The organism is Micromonospora sp. WMMD1128, assembly GCF_027497235.1.
Lineage (GTDB): Bacteria > Actinomycetota > Actinomycetes > Mycobacteriales > Micromonosporaceae > Micromonospora.
The window spans coordinates 5,915,110-5,938,875 of the sequence record NZ_CP114902.1; the positions used below are offsets into that span (position 1 = coordinate 5,915,110).

At 71.3% G+C, this 23,766-nt stretch carries 32 protein-coding genes; 5 read left to right on the forward strand and 27 right to left on the reverse strand.

The features are described from left to right. The first annotated feature begins 88 nt into the window (after nucleotides 1-88). From O7602_RS26615 to O7602_RS26625, 3 genes are all read left to right on the forward strand, one after another. Entirely contained in the window at nucleotides 89-316 is a 228-nt protein-coding gene (locus O7602_RS26615) for a hypothetical protein (RefSeq protein ID WP_281585343.1), read from the forward strand. A 150-nt stretch (nucleotides 317-466) separates the two neighbouring features. Next, nucleotides 467-688: a hypothetical protein gene (locus O7602_RS26620; RefSeq protein ID WP_281585344.1), complete on the forward strand. Its 222-nt coding sequence runs from the start codon at nucleotides 467-469 to the stop codon at nucleotides 686-688. A gap of 73 nt (nucleotides 689-761) precedes the next feature. Then, a complete protein-coding gene (locus O7602_RS26625; protein WP_281585345.1) occupies nucleotides 762-1,133 on the forward strand; it encodes a hypothetical protein in 372 nt (123 codons plus the stop codon). Nucleotides 1,134-1,259: 126 nt separating this feature from the next. On the opposite strand, the gene O7602_RS26630 is transcribed toward O7602_RS26625, so the two are convergent. Beyond that, nucleotides 1,260-1,586 carry a hypothetical protein gene (locus O7602_RS26630; RefSeq protein WP_281585346.1) on the reverse strand — a complete coding sequence of 109 codons (327 nt, stop codon included), beginning with the start codon at nucleotides 1,584-1,586 and terminating at the stop codon, nucleotides 1,260-1,262. Between the two features lie 22 nt (nucleotides 1,587-1,608). Between O7602_RS26630 and O7602_RS26635 the strand changes: the two genes are divergently transcribed. Beyond that, nucleotides 1,609-1,803, forward strand: coding sequence for a hypothetical protein (locus tag O7602_RS26635; protein ID WP_281585347.1), 195 nt, complete (start codon nucleotides 1,609-1,611; stop codon nucleotides 1,801-1,803). Here the strand turns inward: O7602_RS26635 and O7602_RS26640 are convergent, their stop codons facing one another. From O7602_RS26640 to O7602_RS26695, 12 genes are all read right to left on the reverse strand, one after another. Next, entirely contained in the window at nucleotides 1,804-2,043 is a 240-nt protein-coding gene (locus O7602_RS26640; protein WP_281585348.1) for a hypothetical protein, read from the reverse strand. It lies immediately after the preceding gene. Next, on the reverse strand, nucleotides 2,040-2,339 hold the full coding sequence (locus tag O7602_RS26645; protein WP_281585349.1) for a hypothetical protein: 300 nt from the start codon (nucleotides 2,337-2,339) through the stop codon (nucleotides 2,040-2,042). The genes O7602_RS26640 and O7602_RS26645 overlap by 4 nt, the downstream gene beginning before the upstream one ends. A gap of 60 nt (nucleotides 2,340-2,399) precedes the next feature. Then, nucleotides 2,400-3,983: a hypothetical protein gene (locus O7602_RS26650; RefSeq protein WP_281585350.1), complete on the reverse strand. Its 1,584-nt coding sequence runs from the start codon at nucleotides 3,981-3,983 to the stop codon at nucleotides 2,400-2,402. After that, nucleotides 3,980-4,801, reverse strand: a complete 822-nt coding sequence (locus tag O7602_RS26655; protein WP_281585351.1) for a GDSL-type esterase/lipase family protein — start codon at nucleotides 4,799-4,801, stop codon at nucleotides 3,980-3,982. Before O7602_RS26655 ends, O7602_RS26650 begins: the two co-directional genes overlap by 4 nt. After that, the gene (locus O7602_RS26660; RefSeq protein WP_281585352.1) at nucleotides 4,798-5,448 is read right to left on the reverse strand and encodes a hypothetical protein; all 651 of its coding nucleotides are present in this window, start codon (nucleotides 5,446-5,448) and stop codon (nucleotides 4,798-4,800) included. Before O7602_RS26660 ends, O7602_RS26655 begins: the two co-directional genes overlap by 4 nt. Nucleotides 5,449-5,463: 15 nt before the next feature. Next, nucleotides 5,464-6,744 (reverse strand): hypothetical protein, encoded by a 1,281-nt coding sequence (locus O7602_RS26665; RefSeq protein WP_281585353.1) that lies wholly within the window; start codon nucleotides 6,742-6,744, stop codon nucleotides 5,464-5,466. Further along, nucleotides 6,744-10,058 carry a phage tail tape measure protein gene (locus tag O7602_RS26670; RefSeq protein WP_281585354.1) on the reverse strand — a complete coding sequence of 1,105 codons (3,315 nt, stop codon included), beginning with the start codon at nucleotides 10,056-10,058 and terminating at the stop codon, nucleotides 6,744-6,746. The genes O7602_RS26665 and O7602_RS26670 overlap by 1 nt, the downstream gene beginning before the upstream one ends. Nucleotides 10,059-10,062: 4 nt before the next feature. Continuing rightward, a complete protein-coding gene (locus O7602_RS26675) occupies nucleotides 10,063-10,329 on the reverse strand; it encodes a hypothetical protein (protein WP_281585355.1) in 267 nt (88 codons plus the stop codon). A 104-nt stretch (nucleotides 10,330-10,433) separates the two neighbouring features. Then, complete coding sequence (locus O7602_RS26680) at nucleotides 10,434-10,982, reverse strand: hypothetical protein (protein ID WP_281585356.1); 549 nt, start codon at nucleotides 10,980-10,982, stop codon at nucleotides 10,434-10,436. Between the two features lie 73 nt (nucleotides 10,983-11,055). Beyond that, on the reverse strand, nucleotides 11,056-11,535 hold the full coding sequence (locus O7602_RS26685) for a hypothetical protein (protein WP_281585357.1): 480 nt from the start codon (nucleotides 11,533-11,535) through the stop codon (nucleotides 11,056-11,058). A gap of 1 nt (nucleotide 11,536) precedes the next feature. Further along, on the reverse strand, nucleotides 11,537-11,890 hold the full coding sequence (locus O7602_RS26690) for a hypothetical protein (protein WP_281585358.1): 354 nt from the start codon (nucleotides 11,888-11,890) through the stop codon (nucleotides 11,537-11,539). 9 nt (nucleotides 11,891-11,899) lie between these two features. Then, complete coding sequence (locus tag O7602_RS26695) at nucleotides 11,900-12,175, reverse strand: hypothetical protein (protein ID WP_281585359.1); 276 nt, start codon at nucleotides 12,173-12,175, stop codon at nucleotides 11,900-11,902. On the opposite strand from O7602_RS26695, the gene O7602_RS26700 reads away from it, so the two are divergent. Continuing rightward, on the forward strand, nucleotides 12,168-12,782 hold the full coding sequence (locus O7602_RS26700) for a hypothetical protein (RefSeq protein ID WP_281585360.1): 615 nt from the start codon (nucleotides 12,168-12,170) through the stop codon (nucleotides 12,780-12,782). The two genes, O7602_RS26695 and O7602_RS26700, sit on opposite strands and share 8 nt — an antisense overlap. Here O7602_RS26700 and O7602_RS26705 read toward each other — a convergent pair. The 14 genes from O7602_RS26705 to O7602_RS26770 form a co-directional block, all read right to left on the reverse strand. Beyond that, nucleotides 12,779-13,186, reverse strand: coding sequence for a DUF3168 domain-containing protein (locus O7602_RS26705; RefSeq protein WP_281585361.1), 408 nt, complete (start codon nucleotides 13,184-13,186; stop codon nucleotides 12,779-12,781). The two genes, O7602_RS26700 and O7602_RS26705, sit on opposite strands and share 4 nt — an antisense overlap. Further along, the gene (locus O7602_RS26710; RefSeq protein ID WP_281585362.1) at nucleotides 13,183-13,575 is read right to left on the reverse strand and encodes a hypothetical protein; all 393 of its coding nucleotides are present in this window, start codon (nucleotides 13,573-13,575) and stop codon (nucleotides 13,183-13,185) included. The genes O7602_RS26705 and O7602_RS26710 overlap by 4 nt, the downstream gene beginning before the upstream one ends. Next, nucleotides 13,575-13,967, reverse strand: coding sequence for a DUF6093 family protein (locus tag O7602_RS26715; protein WP_281585363.1), 393 nt, complete (start codon nucleotides 13,965-13,967; stop codon nucleotides 13,575-13,577). The genes O7602_RS26710 and O7602_RS26715 overlap by 1 nt, the downstream gene beginning before the upstream one ends. 11 nt (nucleotides 13,968-13,978) lie before the next feature. Continuing rightward, on the reverse strand, nucleotides 13,979-15,331 hold the full coding sequence (locus O7602_RS26720; protein ID WP_281585364.1) for a hypothetical protein: 1,353 nt from the start codon (nucleotides 15,329-15,331) through the stop codon (nucleotides 13,979-13,981). 20 nt (nucleotides 15,332-15,351) lie between these two features. Then, nucleotides 15,352-15,753, reverse strand: coding sequence for a hypothetical protein (locus tag O7602_RS26725; protein ID WP_281585365.1), 402 nt, complete (start codon nucleotides 15,751-15,753; stop codon nucleotides 15,352-15,354). Nucleotides 15,754-15,839: 86 nt separating this feature from the next. After that, a complete protein-coding gene (locus tag O7602_RS26730) occupies nucleotides 15,840-16,217 on the reverse strand; it encodes a hypothetical protein (protein WP_281585366.1) in 378 nt (125 codons plus the stop codon). A gap of 56 nt (nucleotides 16,218-16,273) precedes the next feature. After that, nucleotides 16,274-16,663: a hypothetical protein gene (locus O7602_RS26735; RefSeq protein ID WP_281585367.1), complete on the reverse strand. Its 390-nt coding sequence runs from the start codon at nucleotides 16,661-16,663 to the stop codon at nucleotides 16,274-16,276. Next, the gene (locus O7602_RS26740) at nucleotides 16,660-17,697 is read right to left on the reverse strand and encodes a major capsid protein (RefSeq protein ID WP_281585368.1); all 1,038 of its coding nucleotides are present in this window, start codon (nucleotides 17,695-17,697) and stop codon (nucleotides 16,660-16,662) included. Before O7602_RS26740 ends, O7602_RS26735 begins: the two co-directional genes overlap by 4 nt. 13 nt (nucleotides 17,698-17,710) lie before the next feature. Continuing rightward, entirely contained in the window at nucleotides 17,711-18,100 is a 390-nt protein-coding gene (locus O7602_RS26745) for a head decoration protein (RefSeq protein ID WP_281585369.1), read from the reverse strand. Between the two features lie 12 nt (nucleotides 18,101-18,112). Further along, nucleotides 18,113-18,853 (reverse strand): hypothetical protein, encoded by a 741-nt coding sequence (locus O7602_RS26750; RefSeq protein WP_281585370.1) that lies wholly within the window; start codon nucleotides 18,851-18,853, stop codon nucleotides 18,113-18,115. 38 nt (nucleotides 18,854-18,891) lie between these two features. Beyond that, nucleotides 18,892-19,374: a hypothetical protein gene (locus tag O7602_RS26755; RefSeq protein WP_281585371.1), complete on the reverse strand. Its 483-nt coding sequence runs from the start codon at nucleotides 19,372-19,374 to the stop codon at nucleotides 18,892-18,894. A gap of 579 nt (nucleotides 19,375-19,953) precedes the next feature. Then, a complete protein-coding gene (locus tag O7602_RS26760; protein ID WP_281590547.1) occupies nucleotides 19,954-21,384 on the reverse strand; it encodes a phage portal protein in 1,431 nt (476 codons plus the stop codon). A gap of 11 nt (nucleotides 21,385-21,395) precedes the next feature. Then, on the reverse strand, nucleotides 21,396-23,078 hold the full coding sequence (locus O7602_RS26765; protein WP_281585372.1) for a hypothetical protein: 1,683 nt from the start codon (nucleotides 23,076-23,078) through the stop codon (nucleotides 21,396-21,398). Next, on the reverse strand, nucleotides 23,062-23,547 hold the full coding sequence (locus O7602_RS26770) for a hypothetical protein (protein WP_281585373.1): 486 nt from the start codon (nucleotides 23,545-23,547) through the stop codon (nucleotides 23,062-23,064). The genes O7602_RS26765 and O7602_RS26770 overlap by 17 nt, the downstream gene beginning before the upstream one ends. Between the last annotated feature and the right edge of the window lie 219 nt (nucleotides 23,548-23,766).

The following is a 23,766-nucleotide window of genomic DNA, read 5'->3' on the forward strand; positions in this document are numbered from 1 at the left end:
GTCTTGCAGTTATCGTCTCTGGTTGACACACTAACCCCATGCGTCAGAGAGTGTCAACATGAAACAGGAGAGTGATACCGTGACCACCGTGATCAGGCCGACCTTCAACGCCACCGACGAGCAGCGCGCCGCCATCGAGCGCACCCGCGCCACCTGGGACCAGCGCGACGAGCTGGAGGAGCGGGCGTGGCGGGACACGCAGGCGCTGCGCGACCTGGGCGTGCCGGACCTGGTGATCTGCGAGCTGATCCCGCAGGTGAGCAAGCCGACGCTCAACCGCGAACTCGGCCCCCGGAAGGCACCGAAGCGGCGCTGACCCCTGGACGCACGAAGCGGCCCCGACCTCCGAAGAGGCCGGGGCCGCACTGCGTCTGAGCTGGGAACAACTTCTTTACTGTCTCAGGTTGACACACACCCGGGAGGGCATTAAAGTATCAGATAGATACAGCGAGCGAGGGAGACGGAAATGGCCACCAGCACCATCGAGCGGATGATCGAAGAGGTCGAGGCGCTGACCGACAAGGCGGACTGCACCTACTGCAAGGGTCGCAAGCAGGGCCGGATCCCCTGCCCCGCCCACCTGGTCGAGGGTGAGTGCGAGATCGACCCGGCGACCGGGCTGGCCTGGTGCTGGAACTGCGACACCGCCGAGGTGGTCGCGCCGACGATCATCTGCCCCTGCTGGTGAGGGGCGCGGGGGCCGGGCAATCGGCCCCCAAGGTCAGCTTCCCTCCCCTCGACCCGGACCTCTGGAGGCAACCATGGCCATCGTCGGCATCCAGTTCATCAGCCCCGACGGCAGCGTCTACGACCCCGACAGCGACGACCGGCACGCCGCGTGGCTCGCCGAGCACCGGCCCGACCGGGTCGCCCAGTTCGCCGAACTGCGCGCCGCGTACGCCGACCGCCCCGCCTGGCGGAGTGTCCGCCGCACCGGCTACGCCTCCCACGCCATCACCATCCGCCGCGAGCACGTCGCCATCGTCATCGGCGAGCACAGCGGCTGGTGGTGGCAGGTTTACCGCGTCGGCGGGAGCCGGCCGGTACGCGACATCCATGGCACCCCGGCCGCGACCGCCGCCGAGGCGATGCGCCTGGCCGATGAGGTCATCGACCGCCGCCGCGCCCGCTGACTCCCCCTCCCGCAAGGTCAACTTCTCGGACCCGATCCCGCACACACAGAAGCGCCCCCACCCGGCCGGAGCCGAGCGGGGGCGCTTCGTCGTGCGCGGGATCAGCCGCCGAGGTGCGACGGCCGGTCACCCGCCGGTTGTCGGCTCCACCTGCGGCCGGATGCCGAACAACGCGAACCCGGCCAGCACCGCCGCGCTCACGGCCCCGGTGACACCGTCCGGGACGTTCATGCCGTACTCGGCCACCAAGGCGGCACCGGCCGCCACCACCCCGGTGAACAGGGCCGGCGCGACCGGCCGAGTCGTCACGGCGATGATCAGCGCCGCGACGAACGCGGTGATCGCCGCCGCCGCTCCGGCGTCGATGCCGGGCACGTTGAGGGACGCCAGCACCGTCAGGGCAGCGCCGACGGCGCCGATGACGAGAGCCGGCTCACGACCGAAGATCTCCACGGGGGCTCCTATGGTGAGAGGTGTGCAGCGGTACGAACGGACGCCAGCCGGGCTGGCGGAGATCCCCGAGCCCTGCCCGGACGGGCACACCGGCACCACCCCGGCGTGGGGCGCGTGCCCGGTCGAGGGCTGTCGGGAGATGGGCCGGCAGTGGCGCTGCCGGGAGGACGGCTGCGGACGGGTGACGCAGCACCAGCACGAACACCGGGGGCGGTAGCTACCGGGCCGGCGGGCAGCCGAAGTCGGCGCGCAGCCTGGCCAGCGCGTCAGCGACGTTCTGGCCCGCCGGAGTGGACGGCGGCAACTCCCGGTACGCATCGTCCTGGGCCACGACGATCCCGCACCACCGGCGCTCCGAGTCGCGAGCGACCCGGTTCGCGTACGCCATAGCGGTGCCCGCCGAAACGACCGCCGCGACCAGGCCCACCACCAGCACCTGCCAACCGCGGAACGTCACGGCGGATCACCCGCCCCGGACGGCGCCGGCGACGGCGATGATGATGCTGGCGGCGGTGAGGCCGGCCCCGGAGACGGCGATGGCGGTCCGGTTGTACCGCTCCCGCCACTGGTGCGCAGCGAGAGCAACCCCACCCCCGCCGGGATGCCGAGGATCGCGACGAACGTAGCCAGCAGCGACTCCGACGCCTGCCCCGGCGCGACGATGACCGTCTGGTGCACGATCCCGCCCAGGCCCACGAGGATGCATCCCACGTCGAGACCGATCCGGATGACCCGCTCTGCTTTCATCGCCACGCACAGGCCCTAACCTTCCCGCCGTCAGCCCCGCCGAACCTGTCCGGCTCACCCCTGCGGTCACTCCCGCAGCCGGGCGGTCAGCTCGTCGACGACCTGGCGGGCCACCTCCGGCGGGATGGCCGCGGCGATGCGCTCCGGCGGCAGGCCGGCGAGGACCCCGGCGACGATGGCCTGCTCGTCGACGTCGACCCCGCTGCCGGTGATGACCTTCTCGAACACGCGGGCCCACAGCGTCCACGGGGCGATGTCCGGGCCGTAGGAGGAGCCGAGCTGCCCCATCCGGGTGCCGATCGCCCCGGGCAGGGTCATCCGCTCCTGCAACGCCTCGCGCACGGCGGCCTTGACGTCGTCCCTGGTCATGTCGTCCTCCTCGGTGGCGATGACGCCGATGGTGGTCAGGTAGCGGCGGAACACGCCGGTCTGGTCCCGGCCCGCCTTGATCGCGTCCCGGTGGAACGAGATGTGCGTGTGCCAGCGGTGCGAACTGTCCCCGGTGCGGCGCCGGCCGAGCCGGTCCCATCGGACCACCGTCGACCCGTCCAGCGAGTAGATGACCTCCCGGATGTCCCGGGTGTCCGGCGCGTCCTTCGCGCACTCGGAGACCAGCCAGGCGGACAGGTGTGGCAGGTCGTACCGTCGGCCGCCGACGACCACCTCGAAGCCGCCGACGTCGAGCGCGCACGCCCACCGCGCCAGGCCGGTCCGGTCCCGGGACGACTCCACCACGGAGTAGTCGTTGCTGACGACCCGGTCCGACCCGCAGTGATAGCCGCCGCGGTGGGCCGGGTCACCGACGATGCCGACGGCCGCCCCGGACAGGCCGTGCTCACCGAGGTGGTCGAGCAGCAGCCGCCGCGCGGCGAGCAGGTTCTCGGGTGCGGTCGTGGCCACCGGTGCCTCCTCCAGGGTGATCGTCTGCCAGGTCCGCCGGCCCGTCTCGGCGCCGGCGGCGAGGAGGTCCCAGCCCTCCTTGTGGTACCAGCACACGGTCAGCGCCCCGTCCGCCCGAGCGGCGTCGACCATGGCGCGCATCCACGCCGCCTGGCCGGTGCCGTCGGTGTCGGTAGGGAGCCGCTGCGCGCCCAGCTCGGCGACGAGGTACGGCACGCCGAGCTTCTCGGCCACGGCCCGAGGGATGCTCAGCAGGTCGTCGGGGGTGCGGTAGGTGGCGCCGTTGTTGTAGACGTCCCAGCCGACGAAGTCGACGGGCTGACGGGGCATCCACCGGGTATCGCCCGGGTTGGCCTGCCACCAGTAGCGGGTGAACGTCGGCCCCAACCAGATCTCGTCGCGCGTCGGATGCCCGTCGAACGCCGACACCAGCTCGGCCTGGCCAGCGTGGAACTCCTCGACGGTCGGGTCGCCGTCCTTCTGCTGCTCCGGCTCGTGGTTCTTGGTCAACTTCAGGCGCAGCCCGGCCGGCTTCCGGCCGACCCATGCGAGCACCTCGCCGATCAGGTTGGTCTTGTACGACAGGTGCACCACCACACCGGCGTCGACCAGCGGGGCGAGGACCGGACCGTCCCACGGTGGCAAGGCCTTACGCGGCTGGACGAAGATCCGACCCGCGCCGGTGCCCTCGTACGTCTTCAGCATCTCCGCGACGGTGCGCCCACCCGGACACCACCCGACCAGCGTCATGACAGCACCTTCAGCGGATCCGGGCCCGGCGCCCACGGGTGCCGCACCGGCACCAGCCACCGGCCCTGCGCGCCCATCCACGGCCGCAGCGCCTGGTAGATCGCATACGCCATCCGCTGGTAGCCGCCGTCGGTGGGGTGGACGCCCGCGCTGTTGATGTCGCCCTGGTCCAGCAGCGAGGTGCGCGCCAGCACCACCCGGTCCGCCCGCGCCTCGACCAGGCCGGGAAGCAGCTCGTTGAGCTGCTGGCCTTGCCGGGAGCGGCCGGTCAGCACCGAGCTGACGTAGCTGCTCATGAGCACCGCCTCGCACAGCACCACGCCCGACCCGGGCGCGGCGGCGAGCACCGCGTCGACGAGCTGCTCCAGGCCCGCCAGCACGCCTGCCGGATCCGCCCCGGCCCCGAAGTCGTTCGCACCGGCCATCACGATCAGCAGGTTCGGCTTGCCCTGCGCGTAGTTGAGGCCGCCGCCGGTGACCAGGTTGAGTAGCTGGGTGGTCGTCCACCCGGGCCGGCCCTCGTGCGGCAGGCTGATGGTGTACCCGAACCCGCCGGCCGTGCCCGTGCTCGCCCGCGACCCGACGCAGCGGACGTCGCGGCGCTCGTTGTTGCGGATCAGCCAGTCCAGCAGCGCCTTCCGCGCGCCGCAGCCGTCCGTCGAGTCCGACCCGGCCATGTACGAGTCGCCGAGAAAACACAGGTTGAACATGCCGTCCGGGCCCGGCTGCACCGGGGCCGGCGCCGCGCCGGCCGCCGACGGCAGCAACGACCCGGCCACACCCACACCCGCCGCGGCGAGCACCGTCCGTCGGTTCATGCCACTCTCCTCAACCACAGTGAGCTGCCCGTTTTGATGATCGCGGAGGTTGATGCCGCCGCCGACTGCTGCGCGAACCGAAACTGGAGGCTCCCCGCCGACCCACCGGTCGAGAGCGTGCCCTTGATCAGCGCCAGCAACGTGTTGGACAGGCCAGCCGCGCCGAGCACGAACCCCGAGCCGGACGCCCCGGCGGAGATACCCGCACCGGACGCCTCGCCGGTGTAGGTGGTCACGGACGGGGCCAGCGACGAGATCCCCCACGACATGGTTCCGCTGGGGAACGTGAAGTCCACACCGACGTCGTTCGCGGCGAACCCCTGGTAGAGGATCGTGCCCTCCACCGCGTAGACCGCGTTGGCTTGCACCGGCAGCACCAGGTCCGCGTCGTTGGCCTTGGTCGTCGAGTTGGTGACCTGCTGGTCGCCCGTCTTGTACGCGAACTGCGGCTGCGTGTAGCCGATCACCACCCACGCCGACCCGGACCACACCCGGATCAGCTCAGTGTCCGTCTCCACGATCGTCATGCCCTCCACCGGCGACGACGGCCGCGACCCGGAGGTGCACACGATGTTGCCCTGCTGCATCAGCGAGTTGAAGTACGTGGCGCTGGGGACATCCCCGTTGGCGAGCAACTGATAGGCCACCTGGCCCGACCTCCCCTAGTAGGCGATGGCGTTGGACCCGACCACGCCGAGCACCGGGTCGCCGACGACGAAGAACGAATAGCGGGCCGCGGACTGGAGGACGAGCGCCGACGTCCACGACTCCCCGTCGGAGGTGTGCTCCACCCCGCGCACGAAGCAGTCCCTAACGATCGGATCCCCGCCGCCCGGCGGCCGGCGCCGCACGGTGACGCGGTCGCCGAACTCGCGGCCCAGCACGGCCGGCCACACCGCCGGCGCCACCTCCGGCCGCGGGGTCCGGAACGAAACCTGCGCGAACCGGCGGGCCGGGCTGGCGAACTGGTAGAGCACCGCGCGCCCGTACTGCTCCGCCTCCGCGTCCGATTCGAGCAACAGCCCCTGCGCGGTGAACGTCTTCGTCAGATAGCGGCTGACCGACACCGCGTCGAGGACGGTCTGCGCCGTGCCGCCCTCCCGGGTGACCGTGACCGTGTTGGCCATGCCCTCGTCGGAGGTCGACGGCTTCGCGTCGGCGTACGGCAGCTCACCGGTCGCTGCGTACCCGCCGTCACCGAACACCGCTTGGGCGACCCGCGACCGGGCCTCGGTCAGGACGGCCTTGCGGTTGCGGAACACCACCCGCCCCACCGGATCGACGTACAGCTCACCCAGCTCGGTGTCTTGGACGAGCTGCATTTCCGTGAGCTGGTTTCCGGCCAGCGTGGTCGCCTGGAGCGTGGTGTCGCCGGTCGCAACCTGCCGGTCCGCCGACGGCCACCCCGAAGCGTCGAGGATCCGGGTGATCCGCGCCCCCGAGTCCTCCCCGGCGCCGGCCGGCGCCGACTCGCCGCGGTCGTTCGCCGCGAAGACCTTGGTGGCGTCGGTGGCGGTCAGGGTGACGTACGTCCACGAGTTGCCCTGATAGTCGGGCTGGAAGTCGTCGGCGAAGCCCTGGAAGATCGGGTAGGTGATGCCGTTCCAGACGGCCCGGATCCGCACCATGCGCATCGGCTCGACCTGCGACCGGCCGGCCGCCACGTACGGTCCGGCCAGGTTCTCCGGGTCAAACCGGCGATCCGGGTCGTGGAGCACGATCGTGGCGGTGCCCGGCTCATACCGGACCTGCGGGGCGTCACCCCGAGACGCGCCACGGCGTACCGACCAGGACCGCACCCACGGACTCAGGTTCGTCCACAGGCCATCGCCGCCGATGGGCACGAACCCGACCCGACCACGAACCGGATCGCCGACAACGAACACGTCACCGACGGTCGGCGAACCGAACCCGACATCGACGATGACCTGCGGCAACACCATCAGGACCCCGCCTTCACCCGGACTCGGCCACCCCGGTCGACGTACGCGCCGAGCGCGTCAGCAATCTCCCGACCCACCTCGGCCTTGTTGGCGGTCGGCGCGACCTGCACGGTCACGTTGACGTTGGTCACCGACGCGCCGCCGGTCACGGCGCCGTCGGGGATCACCCACTCCGGGCCGCGCTCGGCGAACGAGTAGGAGCTGCCCGTGTTGAGCCCGACGCCGACGACCGGCTCACCGATCCGGCCGCCGTTGGCCATGGCGATGTGCACGTGGTTGCGGTGCGCCTCCATCAACGCCTCGTTGAACGAGCCCATGTTCCGGCCGCGCGTGTAGGCGTAGTCGCGGCTGATGGTGCGGTGGATCAGCTCCAAGGGCCGCTTGCCAGCGAAGAACGTCGCAAGTCGATCCTGGTTGTAGCCCATCAGGTCATCCGCACGACCACTGCCGTGCCACAACGGGTCGCCCGGCCGGTAGCCGTTGCCGAACGTGAAAGGGATGCCCGCAGCCCGGATCATCGTCAGGATGCCCCGCCACACCCCCGAGTCGCCGCGCTGCGCGCTCGGGCTCGACGGCCACGCCCCGAACGCCGGCATCACCGCGTCGGCCACCTCGGCACGCGACGGGATCCGCGCCCGCGCCGCCGTCGTCGAGTACGGCCACCGCACCGCACCGCCGCCCGCATACCCGGCGACCTGACCGGTCGCGTTCATCTCGTCCAGCAGCCCCGGATGCCGCTGCTCGATCTGCTGCCGGGACTCCTTCTTGATGACGAACTCGTCGGCGTGCACCACACCAGCCGGCTGATACTTGGCGCCCGGGCCCGTCCAGCCGCCGGCGTGGTAGTCCTTGCCCTGAACCGGGCCCTGGAAGTTCGCCGGGATCGTGCCCTTCTTCAGCGCCTGCTGGTAGGTGCTGAGGCGCTTCAGCCGGTCCAGCGCCATCGGGTATCCGACCAGCTCCACTGCCGCCTTGTACGAGCCGTCGAACGCATCCGCACGGCCCTTGGCGTTCTTCAGCTGCTTGTCCGCCTCGGTCACGCCCGGCGCCGAGGCGTTGGCCTTGTAGTTCCCGTCGTACTTCTCCGCGTCGGCCTTGGCCTGCCGGAACTGGGCGGCCACGTTGGCGATCTGCCGGTCGGTCAGGCCGGCAGCCTGCAACGTGGTTCGCAGCGCCGGAGTCATCTTCCCGTCGAACGTTCCCGCCAGCCCGCCCGCCTTCTCTTGCAGCTCGATGGCCGCGAGCGCCAACTTCCGGGTGGCCTCCTTGGCCTCGTCGCTGTTGCGGCCATGCTCTTTGACCGCCTTCGCGGCTTCCTTCTCCGCCGCGGTCAGCTCGCCCTGGGCCTCCAGCAGACCGAACACCGGGTCGACCTCGGCCGTCATCTTGGCCGACAGGTCAACCAGGGCGTCCCGCTGACCGCGAGCCGCCGCAGCAGCGGCGTCGGCGGAGGTCTTGTACTCCTTCGTCACGCCGGTCAGCGAGCTGGTCGGCGACACCGCCTCGGCCGCCGCAGCGCCCGTGGTTTCCAACGCCGCCGCATACTGCGGGAACATCTTCCGCAGCTCGTCGACCGTCACCCCGTACGTCGCCTGGCTGGCGGCGAGCCGGTCGAATGCTGCTTTCGCCGCATCCGGCTTGCCACCCTGCACCATCTGCGCGAACGCCTGGTCCATCGCCGTGACCCGTTCCCGGGTGCGGGTCAGGCTGGTGTTCGTCTGGTCGAGGCCAGGCACGAGGCCCTCGAGGAGGTCCTGCCCCCAGCGGGCGAACTTGCGGCGGTCGTTGTCGGTGTCCGCGAGGAACTTCAGGCCCACGTTCAGGTCGTCCATGTTCCCGCCGAGCAGCCGGGCCGCCTCGCCCGCCAGCCGCCCGGAGCTGCCCCACCTCTCCAGGCCGAGCGCGAGCGCGTCGACCTGCGGGTTGAGGTCGTCGACCATCGCGTCGATGGCCATGCCCGCCACCTGCAAGGCGGCAAACGCGCCCGCTGCTCGGCCCGCCCACTTCGTGGTCGATGCCAGGCCGCGGCTGGCCCGTTCGCCGGCTGGCCCTACCGACTCCAGCTCCGTCCGGAACTCGGCGATCGCCCGGCGGCCCTTCACCCATCCAGCGCCGAGCAGGGCCGTCGCCCCGCCCAGTCCGGCCAACACGGTGATGGTGTTGCCCACCGCCGGAGGCATCCCCGCCAGCCCGTTGACGATCCCGTCGAGGGCCTGGACCAGCGTCCGCAGGCCGCCGTTGGCCCCCGAACCCGACTCGATGGCCAGCGTCTCCAGGGATCCGGTGAGTCGCTCCACGTCACCGGCGAGGTTGTCGGTCTGGATCCGGGCGGTCTCGGCCGCGAAGCCTTGGTCGTTGACCTTGTCGATCCAGTCCTGGATACCGTCCTGGCCTTGCTGGTAGAGCACGTTCGCCGCGCGGATCGCATCCGAGCCGAAGATCTGCGCCATGGCGGCGTCGCGCTGCGCCTGCGTCAGCCCGCCCAACTTCGTGCGAAGCTGCTCGGCCAGGTTCGTCACCCCGACGAACTGGCCGCCGGCGTCGTACGCCTCGATGCCAAGGTCCTCCATGAGTTCCTTGGTCTCCTTGGCCGGGTTCGCCAGCGCCAGCAGCATGGTCTTGAAGCTGGTGCCGGCATCCGATCCGGTCAGACCGGCCGACGCGAACGCCGCCAGGGTGCCGGTGGTGTCCTCGATCGACAGCCCGAACTGCGCCGCGACCAGACCGGACTGCTGCAACGCGAAACCCATGTCGTGCACGGAGCCCTGAGCCTTGCCGGCTGCGGCGGCGAGGAGGTCCGCGATGTGCGGCACCTTGTCACCCGACAGCCGGAACTGCGTCATCGCGCTGGCCGCCGTCTCGGCCGCCTCACCCACGTCGAGTTGACCGGCCGCGGCGAGGTCCAGCGCGCCGGCCAAGCCGCCGTTGAGCACGTCGGCGGTGGACACGCCGGCCTTGGACAGCTCGGTGATGCCGTCGGCCGCCTGCGTCGCCGAGAACGACGTGTCCTTGCCGGCCTGGAGCGCGGCACCCCGCAGCCGCTCGATGTCGGCGGTGCTGGCATGCGTCGCCGCCCGCACTCCGGACATCGCCTTCTCGAAATCGGCGGCGGACTTGACCGCGTATCCGGCCATGCCGACCAGGCTCAGGCCGACCGCGCCGGCCTGGTTCGCCACGTGGTCGAGGTGGCCAGCCTTCGCGGCTTTGTCCATCTCGCTGACGAGCTGCTTGGTGTCCACGCCGGCCTGGCGCATGTTGCGGCTGTACTGGGAGATCTCGGCGGTCAGCTTCACCCCGACGGTACGCAGCGCCACCAGTTCACCCCCGCCTCTTGACCGTCCACAACCGCGCGCCCGCGTACGGGCTGGGTTTCTTGCCGTCGTCGGCGGCCCGCTGCGCCTCGATCAGCGTCAGCCGGGCCCGGCACGTTGACCTCTCCGCGCTGAACTGGGCGCCGGTCTCCTCCGGCGACGTGCACTCGTCCAGCGGCCCACCGTGCAGCGGGCACAGTCGCGACCGGTACAGGGCGAGGGCGAGGATCTCGGCGCGGTCCTGCTCCGTCCACGCCGGCTCTCGCACCGTCACCGACCGGACCAGCCGGCCGCGCCGGCTGTAGTGGTGCCGGGTTTCCTCGGCTGGCTCTCGGCCGTCGAACCGGCTGGGCGGGATACCGAGGCGTTCGGCCGCCTCTACTCGGGCGCGGAACCCTGGGTCATCCTGGAGGCGGCGGGCGAGAAAGGGACATCGACCTCCCGACGGTTCACCGACCACGCGGCCTCCGCCAGGTCGGAGAACTGCCGGTCCGTGAGGACCCCGCCGTCGCCGAGCAGCGCCGCCCAGTCGTCGTCGTCCAGTACCGGGTCGATCACGGACACGCGGATCAGCGCCTCGTAGAACGTCTCCGTGTTGACCCCGAGCAGCCGGTCGCGGGCGTCGATGTTCCCCTCGTCGTCCTTGCGGGGCGGATGCTCGGCGCAGAACGCCCGCCACCGCGGCGGCGGCATCGCCCGCACCCGGAACGTCGTGGTCTCGTCGCGCATCTGCCGGCGTAGCTCTTCCATCCGCTCCGCGATAGCGCCGGACCCGTCGCCCTCCAGCGAGGTCGCGGGAATCCGCAGCGCCTCTTCGAGTTGCCGCTCCAACTCCTCGAACTCGGCGTTGAGGTCCCCGCGCAGGCAGATCGGCACGGTCCGTTCCGGCAGTCGCGCCGCCTTGATCCGGTCCTTGATGCTGCTCATGGCTCTCCCGTCCCGGGTCCCGGATGGGTGCCCGGCCGGCTCCGGGACAGGACCGGCCGGGCACGATCAGGGATCAGGCGACAGCCGCGCGCAGAGCCGGCGACGACGTGATCTTCAGGGGGATCTCGTACCGCTCGACGGTGTTCGGCTCCGGGTCGACCCGCGCCACCTCACCGCACAGCGCCGGATACACCTCGACCTTCTGCGCGCTGGCCCACGCCGTGCTCGCGGCCACCGACCGGCGAACCACCACGTAGCCGGCGGCGTCCCGCACCAGCGTGTCGAAGATCGTGTCCGTCCCGGACTGCTTCTTCAGCCGCAACATCGTGCCGCTGAAGCTGGTGCGCCCGTTGACGGTGGTGGAGAACGTCGAGTCCAGCGCGGAGGTGTCCACGTCGGCGGTCTCCGGACGCAGACCCACCAGCCCGTCCGCCGTCAGCGTGCTCTGGAGCAGCATGCCGGCGTTCAGCTCGGTCGTGGTCGGCGCGTTGATGTTGCTGATCGACGGCACCCAGGCGACCCGGGTCTTACCGTCAGCGGTGATGTCCGGCACGTCACTTCCCCTTCGCGTTGCCGCTGGCGGCGGTCTCGGTGTTGGTGGTGCTCTCCGCTGCCGGCCCACCCGGGACCGGGGCGATGTCGACGAGCTGCGCGTCGTGCAGCACGTCCACGGGCTCGGGCGGCGCCGACGGCTCCCAGCCCAGCGCCACCCACTGCTCGATCACGCCGGCCGCGAACCGCTGCCGCCCGCCGGTCTGTGGGTGGTGCATCCACACCATCTCCGTGCCGGACGGCTCGTCAGCCTCGGACCAGCCGCGCGGTACCCACCGGTCCCGCTCGGCGGCACCCTCGACGAACGCCGCGTTGCCGTAGCCGTCGCCCAGCCAGTACGTCTTCTTCTCAGCCATCGGTGCTCCTCAGCAGCGGATCAGCTTGTAGGTCACCGACGTCGCCGACGACAGGGTGACCGTCGCGACTCCGGTGGACGGGTTCACGTGGGCCGGGGACAGCCGGAACCAGCGGTCCGAGCCGTTCGGTACGGCCTGCGCGACCGCCGTTCCGGCGTTCCCCACCGCGGTGAGGTTCGGGTCGACCAGAGTCACGTTGACGGGCGACCCGGCGCCGTTGAGCACCTGGAGCAGGGCACCGTTCTGGCCGATGTCGGACCCCGACACCGTGTCGGACGTGGTCATGGATGCAGCGGTGACGGTGGTCGCCGCGCTGGTGACCGAGGTTGCGGTGAGCAGCGCCATCCGGCGCACCCCCTTCTGCTTGATCGGATATCCGCCACCAGGGCGGGGCATCTGGCGCGCGGCCGATACGGTGCGCGGCATGGCAGCGGAGGACACGAGCCGGGACGAACTCGTCGCGGCATACGCGGACGGCACTCCCATCGAGGAGCTGGAGCAGCGCTACGGGCTCGCCCGCGCTGACATCGAGCGGCTAATCGCCGACGAGGTGCGCACACCGGAACCGCCGGCCCGCCGGGCACCAGCTGCTATCGTCGCCGCCGCGCTCCTCGTCGCCGGCGCCGGTTTGGCAGCCGCGCTGCGGCTGACCGACCTCATGGACGGGTGGGTGCTTGCCGTCGCCGCGGTGATCGCGCTGGGCCTCTACGCGCTCATCGCCTACGGGCTGTGGCGCGGGCACCGCGTCGCTCAGATTCTCGCCGTCCTCGGCGGCGCCGGAGCGGTCCTCGGCGGGCTGAACGGCCAGATGCTGTCCCTGGCGGTCGGTGCCGCCGTCATCGCCCTCGTGCTCGTGCCCGAGTCCGCGCGGGATTGGTTCGCCCGGCACTAAGCCGGGACACTCTCCAGGCGGTACACGTCAACTCGATCCATGACCAGCGTCCCGGTGGACTCGTCACGCTGCGGCGGGCTCCCGTCCTCCCGCCGGATCGGCCAGCACGCCCGATCCGCGATCGTCGGCGTCACGTCCAGCAGCGCCGCCCGCACCCGCTCACCGAGCGCCCGCGCCGCCGCCGCGTTCCCGCCCACACAGTGCGCGTAGACCCGCAACACGAACCGCTCCGACCCGCCCCCCAGCGGCCGAGAGTCGACCAGCTCCGGGTCGGAGTCCGCGAAGTAGAGCAGCACGTACGGCGGGGCAGTCTCCTTCGGCACCGCACCGTCCAGCACCCGCAGCGACCCCGGAGCGGCGGCCAGCAACCCGATCACCGCATCAGCGTGCGCCCGGACCGTCATGACCCCTCCAGCAGCCGCACCGCCAGGTCTTCCAGCGCCCGCTCGAACCGCGGCGCCTCAGCCTGACCAGCCGGCAGCATGTGCGGGTGCGGCGCCGACGTCGGCGACCCGTTCTCCAAGATGTCGCCCAACGAGCCCTGGCCCTTGCCGACCTCGGGGCCGATCTCCGCCGTGATGTTGTTGACGTGCCGCCGCGTCTCGTAGGTGATCATGTACGGATAGCGGTGCACATGCTGGCCGATCTGCTTCGCCCGGGCCTGCGCATCCTTCTTGATGTTGAGCGCGCCCTTGCCGACCACCTTGGCCACCTCGTCCGGCGCGTCCATGACCGCCTGGTCGAGCTGCTTCACCCACCGGCGAACCTCGGCGTCATCCACGTCAACGGCCATCAGCTCGTCCGCTCCGTCACACCCAGCCGGCGGGCCGTCGCATGACTCTTGTGGGCCAAGTCCCGCACCACGAACCGCCGGCCCGGCAGGTCCGGGTCATGCACGGACGCCGTCACCTCCACCTCGTCGCCGGTCTCTACCCCGACCACCGACATCGGCACATGCACCTCCAGCCGCAGCAGCAACTGGAAGTCCTCGCCGGCGTCCTCCTGCGTGGCCTGCGCGTTCGTCTGCTGGATCCGACACCTCCCGGCGTACACGTCGGCATAGGTGACCACCACGTTGCCGTCGTCGTCCGACCCTTCACCGGTCGGCCGGCGGATCACGCACTCGTCCACCAGCAACGCCTCGGCGGCGGCACGACCTCGGGCCAGCAGAGCATCCAGCACCACGCCACCCCTCTCTACGGTCGGACCACCACACCCGACGACGGCCGGGACACCACCGCGAGCGGCCGGGACACCACGCCCGCGTACGGGCGCACCACAGGACCACCACGGGCCGACGCAGCCACTAAATCCGCCCCGGCGTCCAAGCCGGCCGAGGCGAGCAGCACCACCACACCCGGCCCAGCCAGCGAGCCGTCAGCAGCAATCGACGCACCGCCTGCGGCCAGGACCACCCCGGGCGCCGACAGGGCGGAGGAAGCCGCCACCAACGCCGACCCGGGAGCGACCCGAGCACCAGCCGCACCCAGCGCACCCGCAGCCGACAGCGACGCGGCGCCGCGAACCACCACCACACCCACGGCGGCCAGAGCGCCAGCAGCGGCCAGAGCACCGCCGACCAGCGCCTGCGCAGACCCGGAAGCGGTCAGCGAACCACCGGCAGCCAGGACCGCACCGCCGGGCACCCGCACCTGGCCGGCAGCCGACACCGCCCCCGCCGCGGCGAGCGAACCGCCGCGCGGCACCCGCACCACACCGGCCGCCGACAGCACACCCGACGCCGGCAGCGCACCGACGGCGGACGCCAGCACGGTGCTCGACACCGAGACGGCAGCACCAGCCGACAGCGACCCGCCGCCCGACTGTCCGACAACGGCGTCCACAGACACCGCGCCGGCAGCGGCCAGCGACCCGCCGCCGTCCACCACGGCCGCGCCCTGCAACACCTCCACCAGCACGCCGACCATCGACGCGCTGACCGAGTTGTTGACGGCGACCGTCTCACCGCCGTAGCTGCCGGCCGAGCTGATCAGCCGGTACGCGGCCGAGTTGCGGACGTTCGCCGCCGACGTCGCCCGGCTCGTCGAGATATCCGTGACCTCGGTGTACGCCGGATCCCAGTCGATGCCGCTCGGCAGCGTCCCCGAGGCGACCCGGGTGTGGGCGATACCGACGAGCGCCGAGCCGGCCGACACCCCGGTCAGCGGCGATAGAGCCAGGGACGTCGACGACGCGGTCGAGGAAGCGCCGACCTGACCGACCGGGCTCGCCGCGGCGTCCCGCAGGATGACCATCTCCCAGCCGCCGGTAATCGCACCCGACCCGCTGATCGTCGGCGCGCTATCACCCGCCTGGAGCCGGCGTTGCCACAGGTAGAGCCGAGAGTTCGCGCCCTGGTCGATGGGGTTGGTGAGACCGTCAACGGGATCCCAGCCAGCACCAGGGTTCATGGTGAGGTTGGTGCCGGACACGTGCCCGGCGAGGATCACCAGGTCACCCGCAGCCCACCCGGCCGGAAACGACGTCGGGAAGCTGGACGCTGTGGTGACGCTGGTGTCGGAGGTCGCGCCAACGTACGAGACAGCCACCGCGCCTCCCCGAGATCAGGTCACCCCAGACTGACGCCCAACGCGCCGGCCGAAATCTGGAAGATGTTCCCGGCCGCGACGCTGATCGGCTGTCCGGTGAACGTGCCGTACCACCAGCGCAGCGGCGTACCGGCCGAGTCCCAGATCTCGACGCCGACGATCGACCACGTGCCACCGGAGCCGTTCGTCCACTGGAGCGTCGACGTCGGCCCGGTGGTCGCGCCGGCCGACGCCGCGCTGAACGTGATCGCGCTGCCGCCGGCGGTGTAGCCGGTCCCGGTCAGCTCAGTCCCCGCCGCCGTCGCCGTCGGCGCGGTCGTGGTCAGCCGGACCTTCGCCGCCCCCGTGAACATCGTCGGGCTGCTGGTCCCCAGCGTCAGATCCAGGATCTTGTTCGCCTGCGCCTGCACGATCGCCGGCATGCTCCACCTCTTCCTGCTCGCCGGCGCCGGCCGCCGCGCACAGCGTCACCGGCCCGGAGTCGATGATCTCGGGCATGCCGCCCTCCTCAACACGCCGGCGCGGGCCGACAGCCCGCCGGTCTGATCGTGAACGCGCCCCCCGACGGGATACCCGCCGCGGCGCGAACCAGCGCCCGCTCCGCCTCGGTCAACACGGCGCCGCCGACGAACTCCGTCGCATACGTCACCGAGTAGTCATCCACCTGCTCCGACCGCACCCCACCCGGGTTCAGCAGGGCGCGCCGGGCCACCTCGAGAGCCACCGGCAGGAACGGCGACAGGCCGACCATCGCATCGAAGCGGGCCGCGCCGACCTCGGCCCGGATCAGTGACGTCGCCAGCGATCGGGCCAGCTCCGCCGAAGCCTGGTCCAGGTCACTCTGCATGTACGAGGCGAGCTGCTCCAGCTCGAACAGGTCAGCCACTGCTCACCTCCACCTTGGTGGGCCGGACGGCAGCCGTACGCCGTCCGGCCCGACCATCACTCGGTCCGGACGCCCGCCGCTTCGAGCGCGGCGACGACGATCTCGCGGGAGGCGTCAGCCGGCACCTCGACCTGCTTGCTGGCGGCGTACTCCCGCCACGCCGGCGCACCAGACCCCGGCCCACCCTTCGGCGGCGGACCGTCACGCGGTGGTTCTTCGCCACCGCCCACGGTCTGCGCCTCCAGTTCGGCGAGACGAGCCCGCAGCCGGGCCGCCTCCTCCTGCGGCTCCTCGATGGCGGACGGAACCTTGCCGCCCACCCAGGCGTCCGGGTTGGTGATCTTCTTTGCCGCCCACGCCGGAACGGCGCTGTCGGGGCCGAAGACGTGCATCTGGTCGTGCTCGTCCGCCACGTGCACGTACGTGGCCAGCCGCAGCCCGCTCACGCCACGTCCGCCATGAAGCTCAGGTCCGGGTTCGCCTCCACCGGCAGGCCGATCCCGGCCGCCTTCGTCCAGATGGCGATCGGGTCCTCGGTGGAGTAGGCACCGGCGACGATGCCGGGGCGGTCGCCCTCCTCCAGCCCGTACCGCGGGTCCAGCGACTCCGCGGTGGTGCCCAGCAAGGTCGCGCCGAGCTGACTGGCCTCGCCGTCGTTCGGGTCGACCGGCGCCGGCAAGTACAGGAACCGATCGACGGGGATCGGCCGGGTGGCCACCCCGTTGACGTTGATCTGCTCGTCCACGATGTACCACGGCGGCAGGCCGTGGTCGTCGAGGATGCCCCGCAGCGCGGCCTGCGACACTCGCGACGGCGCGCCCAGCGTCGACCCGACGAGGGCGCGGATCTCGGCGTTGCGCAGCAGGTAGCCCAGCACCGTGCTGGACATGACCATCGCGCCCGGCGCCTCACCGTTGCTGGTGCGGTAGGTCAGCTGCCAGGACAGCATGTCCGCCAGCGGCGTGGCCGTCGCGATCGTCGACCACAGCGTGCCCGGCGCCACCGAGTGGCTGCCCGAACGGCCGAAGCTCACGGTGGCGATCACGCCGTTCTCGTTGATCGTGACAGAGCCGTTGACCAGGGCGTCACCGCGGGCCAACTCCAGGCGGGCCGCGACCGCGCGGGTCATCCGCTCCGCGTCGGTGAGGATGCTGTTGCGGATCGCGTCGGCGTTCGCCGACCGCTGGCGCAGCCGGTCGTACTCGCCGAGCCGGATCTTCCGGCTGATCGGCGGCAGCTCACCCGACACCCGGGTCAGGCCCGGCCGGGAGCCGATCGGCGACTCGGCGTCGTACGCCCGGAACGTAGCGGCCTCGATCAGGCCCTCCCCGCCGCGGGTGAACCGGTACTCCAGGTCGTCGATCGGCCGGTTCGGCAGCCACTGCGCGAGGGTGAACTGGTTGTCCGGCAGGTTCGCCGCGGCCTCGCGGACGTAGCCGGTCAGCTCGACCGGCTCGATGTAGTCGGCGTTGAGCAGCATGAGCTACCCCCTCTCAGACGAATCGGATGCGGCCGGCGACGTCGGCCTTGCCGTTGGTGTCGACCGCGATCGGCAGGCGGGCCTCAACGACCTTGCCGTGCCAGAACAGCGCGCCCTGCGGGTCCTGGGTGTTGACGCTCGGCGCGTCGACGGTGCACAGCAGGAACCCGACGAGGGTCTGCCGGCCGTCGGATGCGGCGTCGTCGTACGGGCCGTACAGCCCGGTGGCGGTGATCTTCCCGAGCGGCAGTCCGGACGGGAAGTAGCCGTTGGGGTAGTGGGTGCCGGCGGTGAACGTGCTCGTGTCGAGCGTGATGCTGTCGCCGGCGCTGGTGCCGTGGGCCGACCCCAGCCACCGCTGGTCCTCGTTCTGGAAGGTCTCGGTCACGGGGTTGAGGTTCATGCCCTCGCGCTCCTAGGTTGTCGTGGTCTTCGTCTTGTTGTGCCGCTCGGCGTACAGGGACCGACCCGAGTCCAGGGATGACGTCTTCTGCCCGGGCCTCGCGCCCTGAGCAGGATCGGGGCGCATGCCGCGACGTTGACCGCCGCCCTGCCCGTCGTCCTGGGTGCCGCCGCCGCCGAACGCGGCGAGCAGCTCGTCGGCGTCCTTGGTCAGCTCATCCTTGGTGGAGCCGACCAGCCGGGCGGCCTGCGCCGCGGTGAGCTTCTTGTCCGCCTGGACCTCGGCCCGCCAGCGGGCGACCCGCTCGTCCGCGATGGCCTTCTCCTGCGCGGCGAGCCGCTCGGTCAGCTGCTCGACCTCGGTCTGCCCCTTGCTGGCGTCCCCACCACCGAGGGCCTCGGCGAGCTTCTCCAGCGGCGCCAGGGCGGCGATGCGCTTCTCTAGCGCCTTGCGGGCTTCCCGCTCCTCCCGGAGCGCCTTCTCGCCGCCCGGGCCGAGTGGCTTGTCACCCTCGCCGCCGGGCTTCCCGGACTCACCCTCCGGCTTGTCGCCTTCGGGCCCGCCGGAGTCCCCACCACCCTCGCCTTCGCTTCCGTCGTCCGGAGCGGCGCCGAGGACCGGCCAGATCGCCTGACCGTTGCGGCGCATGCCGAGCGCCCGGATCGGGGCGCCGGTCTTCGGGTGGGTGAGAGTGGGGTGCATCGGCAGGTCGCCTGCAGCCCGCAGCCCCGGCTTGGTGCTGGTGAGGGTCATCGCGACCTTCCAGGTTGGGACCGGGCGTCGCGCCCGCGTCACGTGATGTATCCGAACCTCCGCAGGAGGCGGACAGCCTCATCGCGGTTCCCGCCGGCGGCGGAGAGGATGCTCTCTGGCATCAGCCGGGGTGTCTTCGCCGATCGGTACCGGCCGCCGGGCAGCTTCACGCCCGTCTCGCGGGCGCCGAGGCGGATGCCCGCCTGGCCGCGTACCGTCGTTCCCTCGGTGGTCGTGAACACCTGCCGACCGAACACGTCGCGGCTCTGAAGGCGTCCCAGGTCGCGGCCACCGCGCAGCATCCGCGCTTCCTCGGCGGTGATCCGCGCGCCGGCCGGCGTCAACCCCAGGGCCCCGCGCCGCGCGTTGACGACCTGACTGATGTCCGCACCGAGCCGGATCGCCTCCGCCCCGGCCGCCGTGAACGCCTTGTCCTGCTCTGCCCTCGACAGCGAGTCGAAGTACGCCCGCGGGTTCGTCTGCACCGCCTCCGCGGTGTCCTCCCGGGCCGGCACGTGCACGCAGTCGCCCCGGGTCTACAACGCGGGTGTCTGTCGAACCCCGCGTTGTAGGCGTACCACCTCCCCGCCAGCACCACGCACCGCGAGCAGGACCGGCCCACCAGCATCCGCCGATAGCCGGACACGCCCGGTCGGACCGTCATCGCCACCGCATCGGCCGCCCGACCGGCGTCCGCGATCTGCGTCCGCACAATCATGTCGAGGGTCGCCGCGCCCCCGGCCAGCGCCCGGTCTACGCCCGCGCCCCGCCCGATGCCTTCCAGCGCGGTAATCACCGGCTGGTACAGCAACCCGTCCAGACCTCGGCCGTCCGACGCGACGCCAGCCAGCGCCGCCGGCTGCACCTCCCCGACCGGCGAGGCCCGGATGCCTTGCACGTCGAGCACCTCGCCCAGGTACCCGTCCGCCCGGGTCGCGACCGCTTGCTGCGCCCCGGTCACCAGAGTCAGCAGTCGGGCCAACAGGCCCAGCCACGACTCAGCAATCCGCCCCGGATCGACCCGCGACCACATCTGTCCAGCCTCGCCCGCGGCGATGACCGCCAGGCGTCGCCGGTGCTCAGCATGCGCGACGGCGACCTCAGCCGGCGTCGCCAACGTCCCCACCATCGGTCGGTCCGCCGCCGGCCAGGCCGAGGGCGATCTCGCGCACCGGGTCGGCGGCACGTTCGGCGGCGTCTTCTTCCTCCATGCGCCGGATCTCCTCGGGCGCATAGCCGAGGTCGATGCGGGTCTGCCGCAGCGTGGTGATGCCTTGCTGCCGCTTCTTCACCGCAGCGTCCGCCGCCTGCGCAACGGTCGGGGTGGAAGCGTCGCGCCACACCACCTTCATGCGCCGTGCCCGCGCGTCCCAGCCCTCCCCGTCGCGGATCCGCAGCGCGATCGCCATCACCCGCCGCCAGTCCGCCCCGAGGCCGGTCTGCTTCCGTTCAACCCGCTTCACCATCTGCGCCTCGGACGACCGGATCGCGTCCGCGCTGGCCGGATTGTCGGTCGTGAACGACATGTAGTGCGGCGGCAGGGCCGCCAACTGAGCGGCGATCTGCGCCAGCACCCGGATGGTGTTGTGGAAGACCGCCAGGTCCGACTCGGGGAACTGGCCGACCGCGACCTCGCCGGGCTTCTTCGAGTGCGCCCACACCCGGCCGGCGATCTGCTCGAACGGCGAAATCTCGTTGCCGTCCTCGTCCTCGAAGTCCTCACGCGCCATGCCCAGCGCCCACCGGCGCGGCATCGCGTGGAACTCCCCGGACACCATCATGTCCGTTGCCATCTTGTTCGCCGCGTCCGCGATCGGAATCACCGACGCGAACTCTGACCGGCCGTCGTGCTTCAGCATCCGACCCCGGTTCACCAGCGGCACCACCGGCACCACACCCAGCCGGTGCTCGTCCCGGCCGGCCTCCACCCACCGCCGCGCCCGGTAGAAGTGCCGCGTCGAATCCGGCAGGTACAGCGTCGCCCGCTGCACGTTGTCGGAGTCCTTCCACCGCTTCAGGGCGCTCACCGGCTGCCGGGTCCGCGGGTCCTGCTCCGTGATGCACTGCGTCGGATGCTCCACCGTGATCAGCGGCGAATCGGTGTCCTCGTCGAACGGATCCGGCACATCAACGGCCGGCCCCTCGTCGAGGACGCCGCGGGCACCGACGATCGCGTACGAACGGCCCAGCGCGATGGACTCCAAGTGCGCCTGGGGGGCCTGGCGATCCATGTCGTTGTCCTGCCAGATACCCCACACGTCCGCGTCGGCCTCGTCGACGTCGACGCCGTTGGAGATGGACCCGGGGAACCGGAAGCCGGTCAGGTCCAGCCGCGCCTCATAGGCGTCGGCGACCATCTCCGGCCAGTTGATGACCAGCTCCGCCAGGCGTTCCCCGAACTCCTGCTTCAGCTCCAGCGCCAGGAACCGCAGCGGCTGCTCACCCTCGTAGTAGGCGTCCAGCTTCCGCAGGCTCCGCTGAGCCTTCAGCAGCTTCGCGTCGAGGTAGGAGACGGTCTCCTCCGGGGTCATCGCCACGCCGCCTACCTCCTTCCCGCCCTGCTCCGGTTACGGAAGACGACCATCTTCGAGGCGACCTCCGGCTGCGGCCACAGCCCGGCTGCCGTCACATCGCCGGCCGCTTCGTGGGCGAGGATGCTCGTGACCGCCATGTCGATCTTCCGGCCGTCCTCCGGCTTCGCCAGCTTGTACCGCCGGCCCGGCCGGGGCTCCTTCACCACGGCGCCGACGTGCGCGGCGGTGATCTCACACCCGTCGTGGGTCAAGGTGCTTCCGGACTTCGTCACGTCGGTGTGCAGCCGGTCCGCAGCGGCCTGCATCTGCACCGGACGGGCCGTCGCCCACCGGATGATCCGCCGCTCCCCGTACTCGGCCGCCGCCTCGTCGATCTCCGTCGACCAGTACGGCGGGTCCATGTACGCCCGCACCACCTGGTATCGGGTCATCAGCTCGGCCAGCGCCGCCTTGACCTCCAGACGAGGCACCTGACCGCCCCAGTCCGCCGGGTTCCAGATCGTCGGCAGCTTCGCCCCGCCCGGCCCGTACGTGGGCGTGAACTGGTATCCATCCTCGGTCTCCGCCCGGAAGCCGGTCCAGTCGTCCAGGTCCGAGCCGTCGAACCCGAGCACGATCGGCGTGCCGTCGGGAACCTCGCGGCGCTTCGCGCGGCGCTTCCACTTCGCCGCGTCCAGCCACACCCCCGAGCCAGCCGCGTTGCGGTTGCCGAAGAACCGTTCCGCCTGGGCCAGCTCGCCCTTCGCGATCAACCGCTCGGCGTCCGCGTCGATCGTCTCGATGCGCACGTGCCGGGACCCGCGGTACACGTACTCGTGGATCTTCCGCCGATGAGCCCGAATCTCGTACTTCAGGTTCGCCGGCGGCGGCCGGTGGAAGCGGAACTCGTCCTTGGTCTTCGACTGGTGGGTCATCTGCGCGACCGACTTCTGCGTCGGGTCGTACCCGTTGGTCGTCTCCTGACCGCGGCCCTGCATGCCGGCCAGGCCGCGCCGCTGGGTGTCCGCGACCCCGACCATCTTGTTCTCTTTGGTCCAGATTCCCGTCTCGTCTTGCGGCACGTACGTCACCGGGGCGCCCAGCCGGGCCTGCGCCGAGCTGGTAACTACGTCAATGCGGCCCTCTTCGACATCGACGACGCGGGTGAACTTCTCGCCGACCTTCAGCAGATCCGACAGCGGCCCCTGCCGGATCATCGACCGCAGCGGCCGGTAAATGTTCTCCGTCTGATCCTCGGCGAACGCAGTGATCTGGATCAGCGGCGTCGGCCAGCGCATCCCCATCGGCTCACCCGGCCGATACTCGTACTCCCAGCCACACCCGCACCCGTGATCCGAGCACGCCCACCCGTCACCCCGCCCCGCCCAGCCAGCGAAAAGCGCCGGGCCGGCCGCCTCGAGCGCCACCCCGCACGCAGACCAGGGACCCTTGCCCGTCTTCTGCGGGGCGATGATCTGCGACCACCGGTACACGAACGCCGTCGACAGCAGCGGGTCGTCCGGCTGCCACTCGGCGTCCTCACGGACCCGGTAGTGGTTGAGCGTGCACCACGCCTGCCAGTCGTACAGCTCCATCCGCTGACCAGTACGGAAGCTGTCCGGCACCGGGCAGTGCTGCTCGATCCAATCGACGGTGATGAACAGGGTTGGGAAGTCGACGACGAACGCGCCAGGGTCAACCCGCCGCGCCATCGATGACCTGGAACCGATCCCGCGCCGACTTCCGCACCGGCTCGACCGGCCCGGACCTGCGCGCCCTGGTCGACGACCCTGGCTCCGCGATCTTCCACCGGTTCGTGCGCAACCCCGGGATCGTCAACCCGAGCGCGTCGGCCATCTGCCGGACCAGCGTGGCCAGGTTCGCCCGCGCACCCGGCTGCTCCGCCTCCACCAGCCGCCGCACATACAGCGCGACCTCCAGTTCCTGGCCCTGCCGCTCCCATTCCACGGCCTGCGGCCTCGACCACAGCCGGCGCCACAGCTCCGTCTCCCGATCACCCCAGCCCGGATCCTCATGCTCCGACAGCGGCCATGCCGGCGGATCACCCGGCCGGCCGGCCGCCGGCAGGATCGTCCACTCGCCGTCGGTCTTCCGGTCCCGTCGCAGCGCCTTCGGATCCGGCGGCGGCCCCGAACGAGTCCGAGCTCCACCACTGGGCATGTCGACCATCCCCTCCGCCGCGTCGCGCGGCATCGGTCGGCCGTCACATCGCGTGACCGGCCCGAAGTTTTGAACCCGGCCAACCGGACAGAGCCCTCCCCGGCGGTCCGCTGACCTGGGGGTATAGGGGGGCACCCCCCACCCCTCCGTCACTGAGAGTGAGCACTAGCCCTGTTCGTCTCGGCTGATCCAGTGCCGGAGTCGGGTGGATGCGTACTC

Excerpts from the sequence above, each read along its gene's own strand:
- O7602_RS26745 (WP_281585369.1), bottom strand. The coding sequence starts at position 18,100 with ATGAACCTCAACCCCGTGACCGAGACCTTCCAGAACGAGGACCAGCGG.
- O7602_RS26665 (WP_281585353.1), bottom strand. The coding sequence starts at position 6,744 with ATGGTGTTGCCGCAGGTCATCGTCGATGTCGGGTTCGGTTCGCCGACC.
- O7602_RS26770 (WP_281585373.1), bottom strand. The coding sequence starts at position 23,547 with ATGCCCAGTGGTGGAGCTCGGACTCGTTCGGGGCCGCCGCCGGATCCG.
- O7602_RS26710 (WP_281585362.1), bottom strand. The coding sequence starts at position 13,575 with ATGGCCGTTGACGTGGATGACGCCGAGGTTCGCCGGTGGGTGAAGCAG.
- O7602_RS26690 (WP_281585358.1), bottom strand. The coding sequence starts at position 11,890 with ATGGCTGAGAAGAAGACGTACTGGCTGGGCGACGGCTACGGCAACGCG.
- O7602_RS26750 (WP_281585370.1), bottom strand. The coding sequence starts at position 18,853 with ATGACCCTCACCAGCACCAAGCCGGGGCTGCGGGCTGCAGGCGACCTG.
- O7602_RS26655 (WP_281585351.1), bottom strand. The coding sequence starts at position 4,801 with ATGAACCGACGGACGGTGCTCGCCGCGGCGGGTGTGGGTGTGGCCGGG.
- O7602_RS26695 (WP_281585359.1), bottom strand. The coding sequence starts at position 12,175 with ATGACCACGTCCGACACGGTGTCGGGGTCCGACATCGGCCAGAACGGT.
- O7602_RS26625 (WP_281585345.1), top strand. The coding sequence starts at position 762 with ATGGCCATCGTCGGCATCCAGTTCATCAGCCCCGACGGCAGCGTCTAC.
- O7602_RS26650 (WP_281585350.1), bottom strand. The coding sequence starts at position 3,983 with ATGACGCTGGTCGGGTGGTGTCCGGGTGGGCGCACCGTCGCGGAGATG.
- O7602_RS26765 (WP_281585372.1), bottom strand. The coding sequence starts at position 23,078 with ATGGCGCGGCGGGTTGACCCTGGCGCGTTCGTCGTCGACTTCCCAACC.
- O7602_RS26760 (WP_281590547.1), bottom strand. The coding sequence starts at position 21,384 with ATGACCCCGGAGGAGACCGTCTCCTACCTCGACGCGAAGCTGCTGAAG.
- O7602_RS26680 (WP_281585356.1), bottom strand. The coding sequence starts at position 10,982 with ATGAGCAGCATCAAGGACCGGATCAAGGCGGCGCGACTGCCGGAACGG.
- O7602_RS26725 (WP_281585365.1), bottom strand. The coding sequence starts at position 15,753 with ATGCCGGCGATCGTGCAGGCGCAGGCGAACAAGATCCTGGATCTGACG.
- O7602_RS26705 (WP_281585361.1), bottom strand. The coding sequence starts at position 13,186 with ATGACGGTCCGGGCGCACGCTGATGCGGTGATCGGGTTGCTGGCCGCC.
- O7602_RS26620 (WP_281585344.1), top strand. The coding sequence starts at position 467 with ATGGCCACCAGCACCATCGAGCGGATGATCGAAGAGGTCGAGGCGCTG.
- O7602_RS26740 (WP_281585368.1), bottom strand. The coding sequence starts at position 17,697 with ATGCTGCTCAACGCCGACTACATCGAGCCGGTCGAGCTGACCGGCTAC.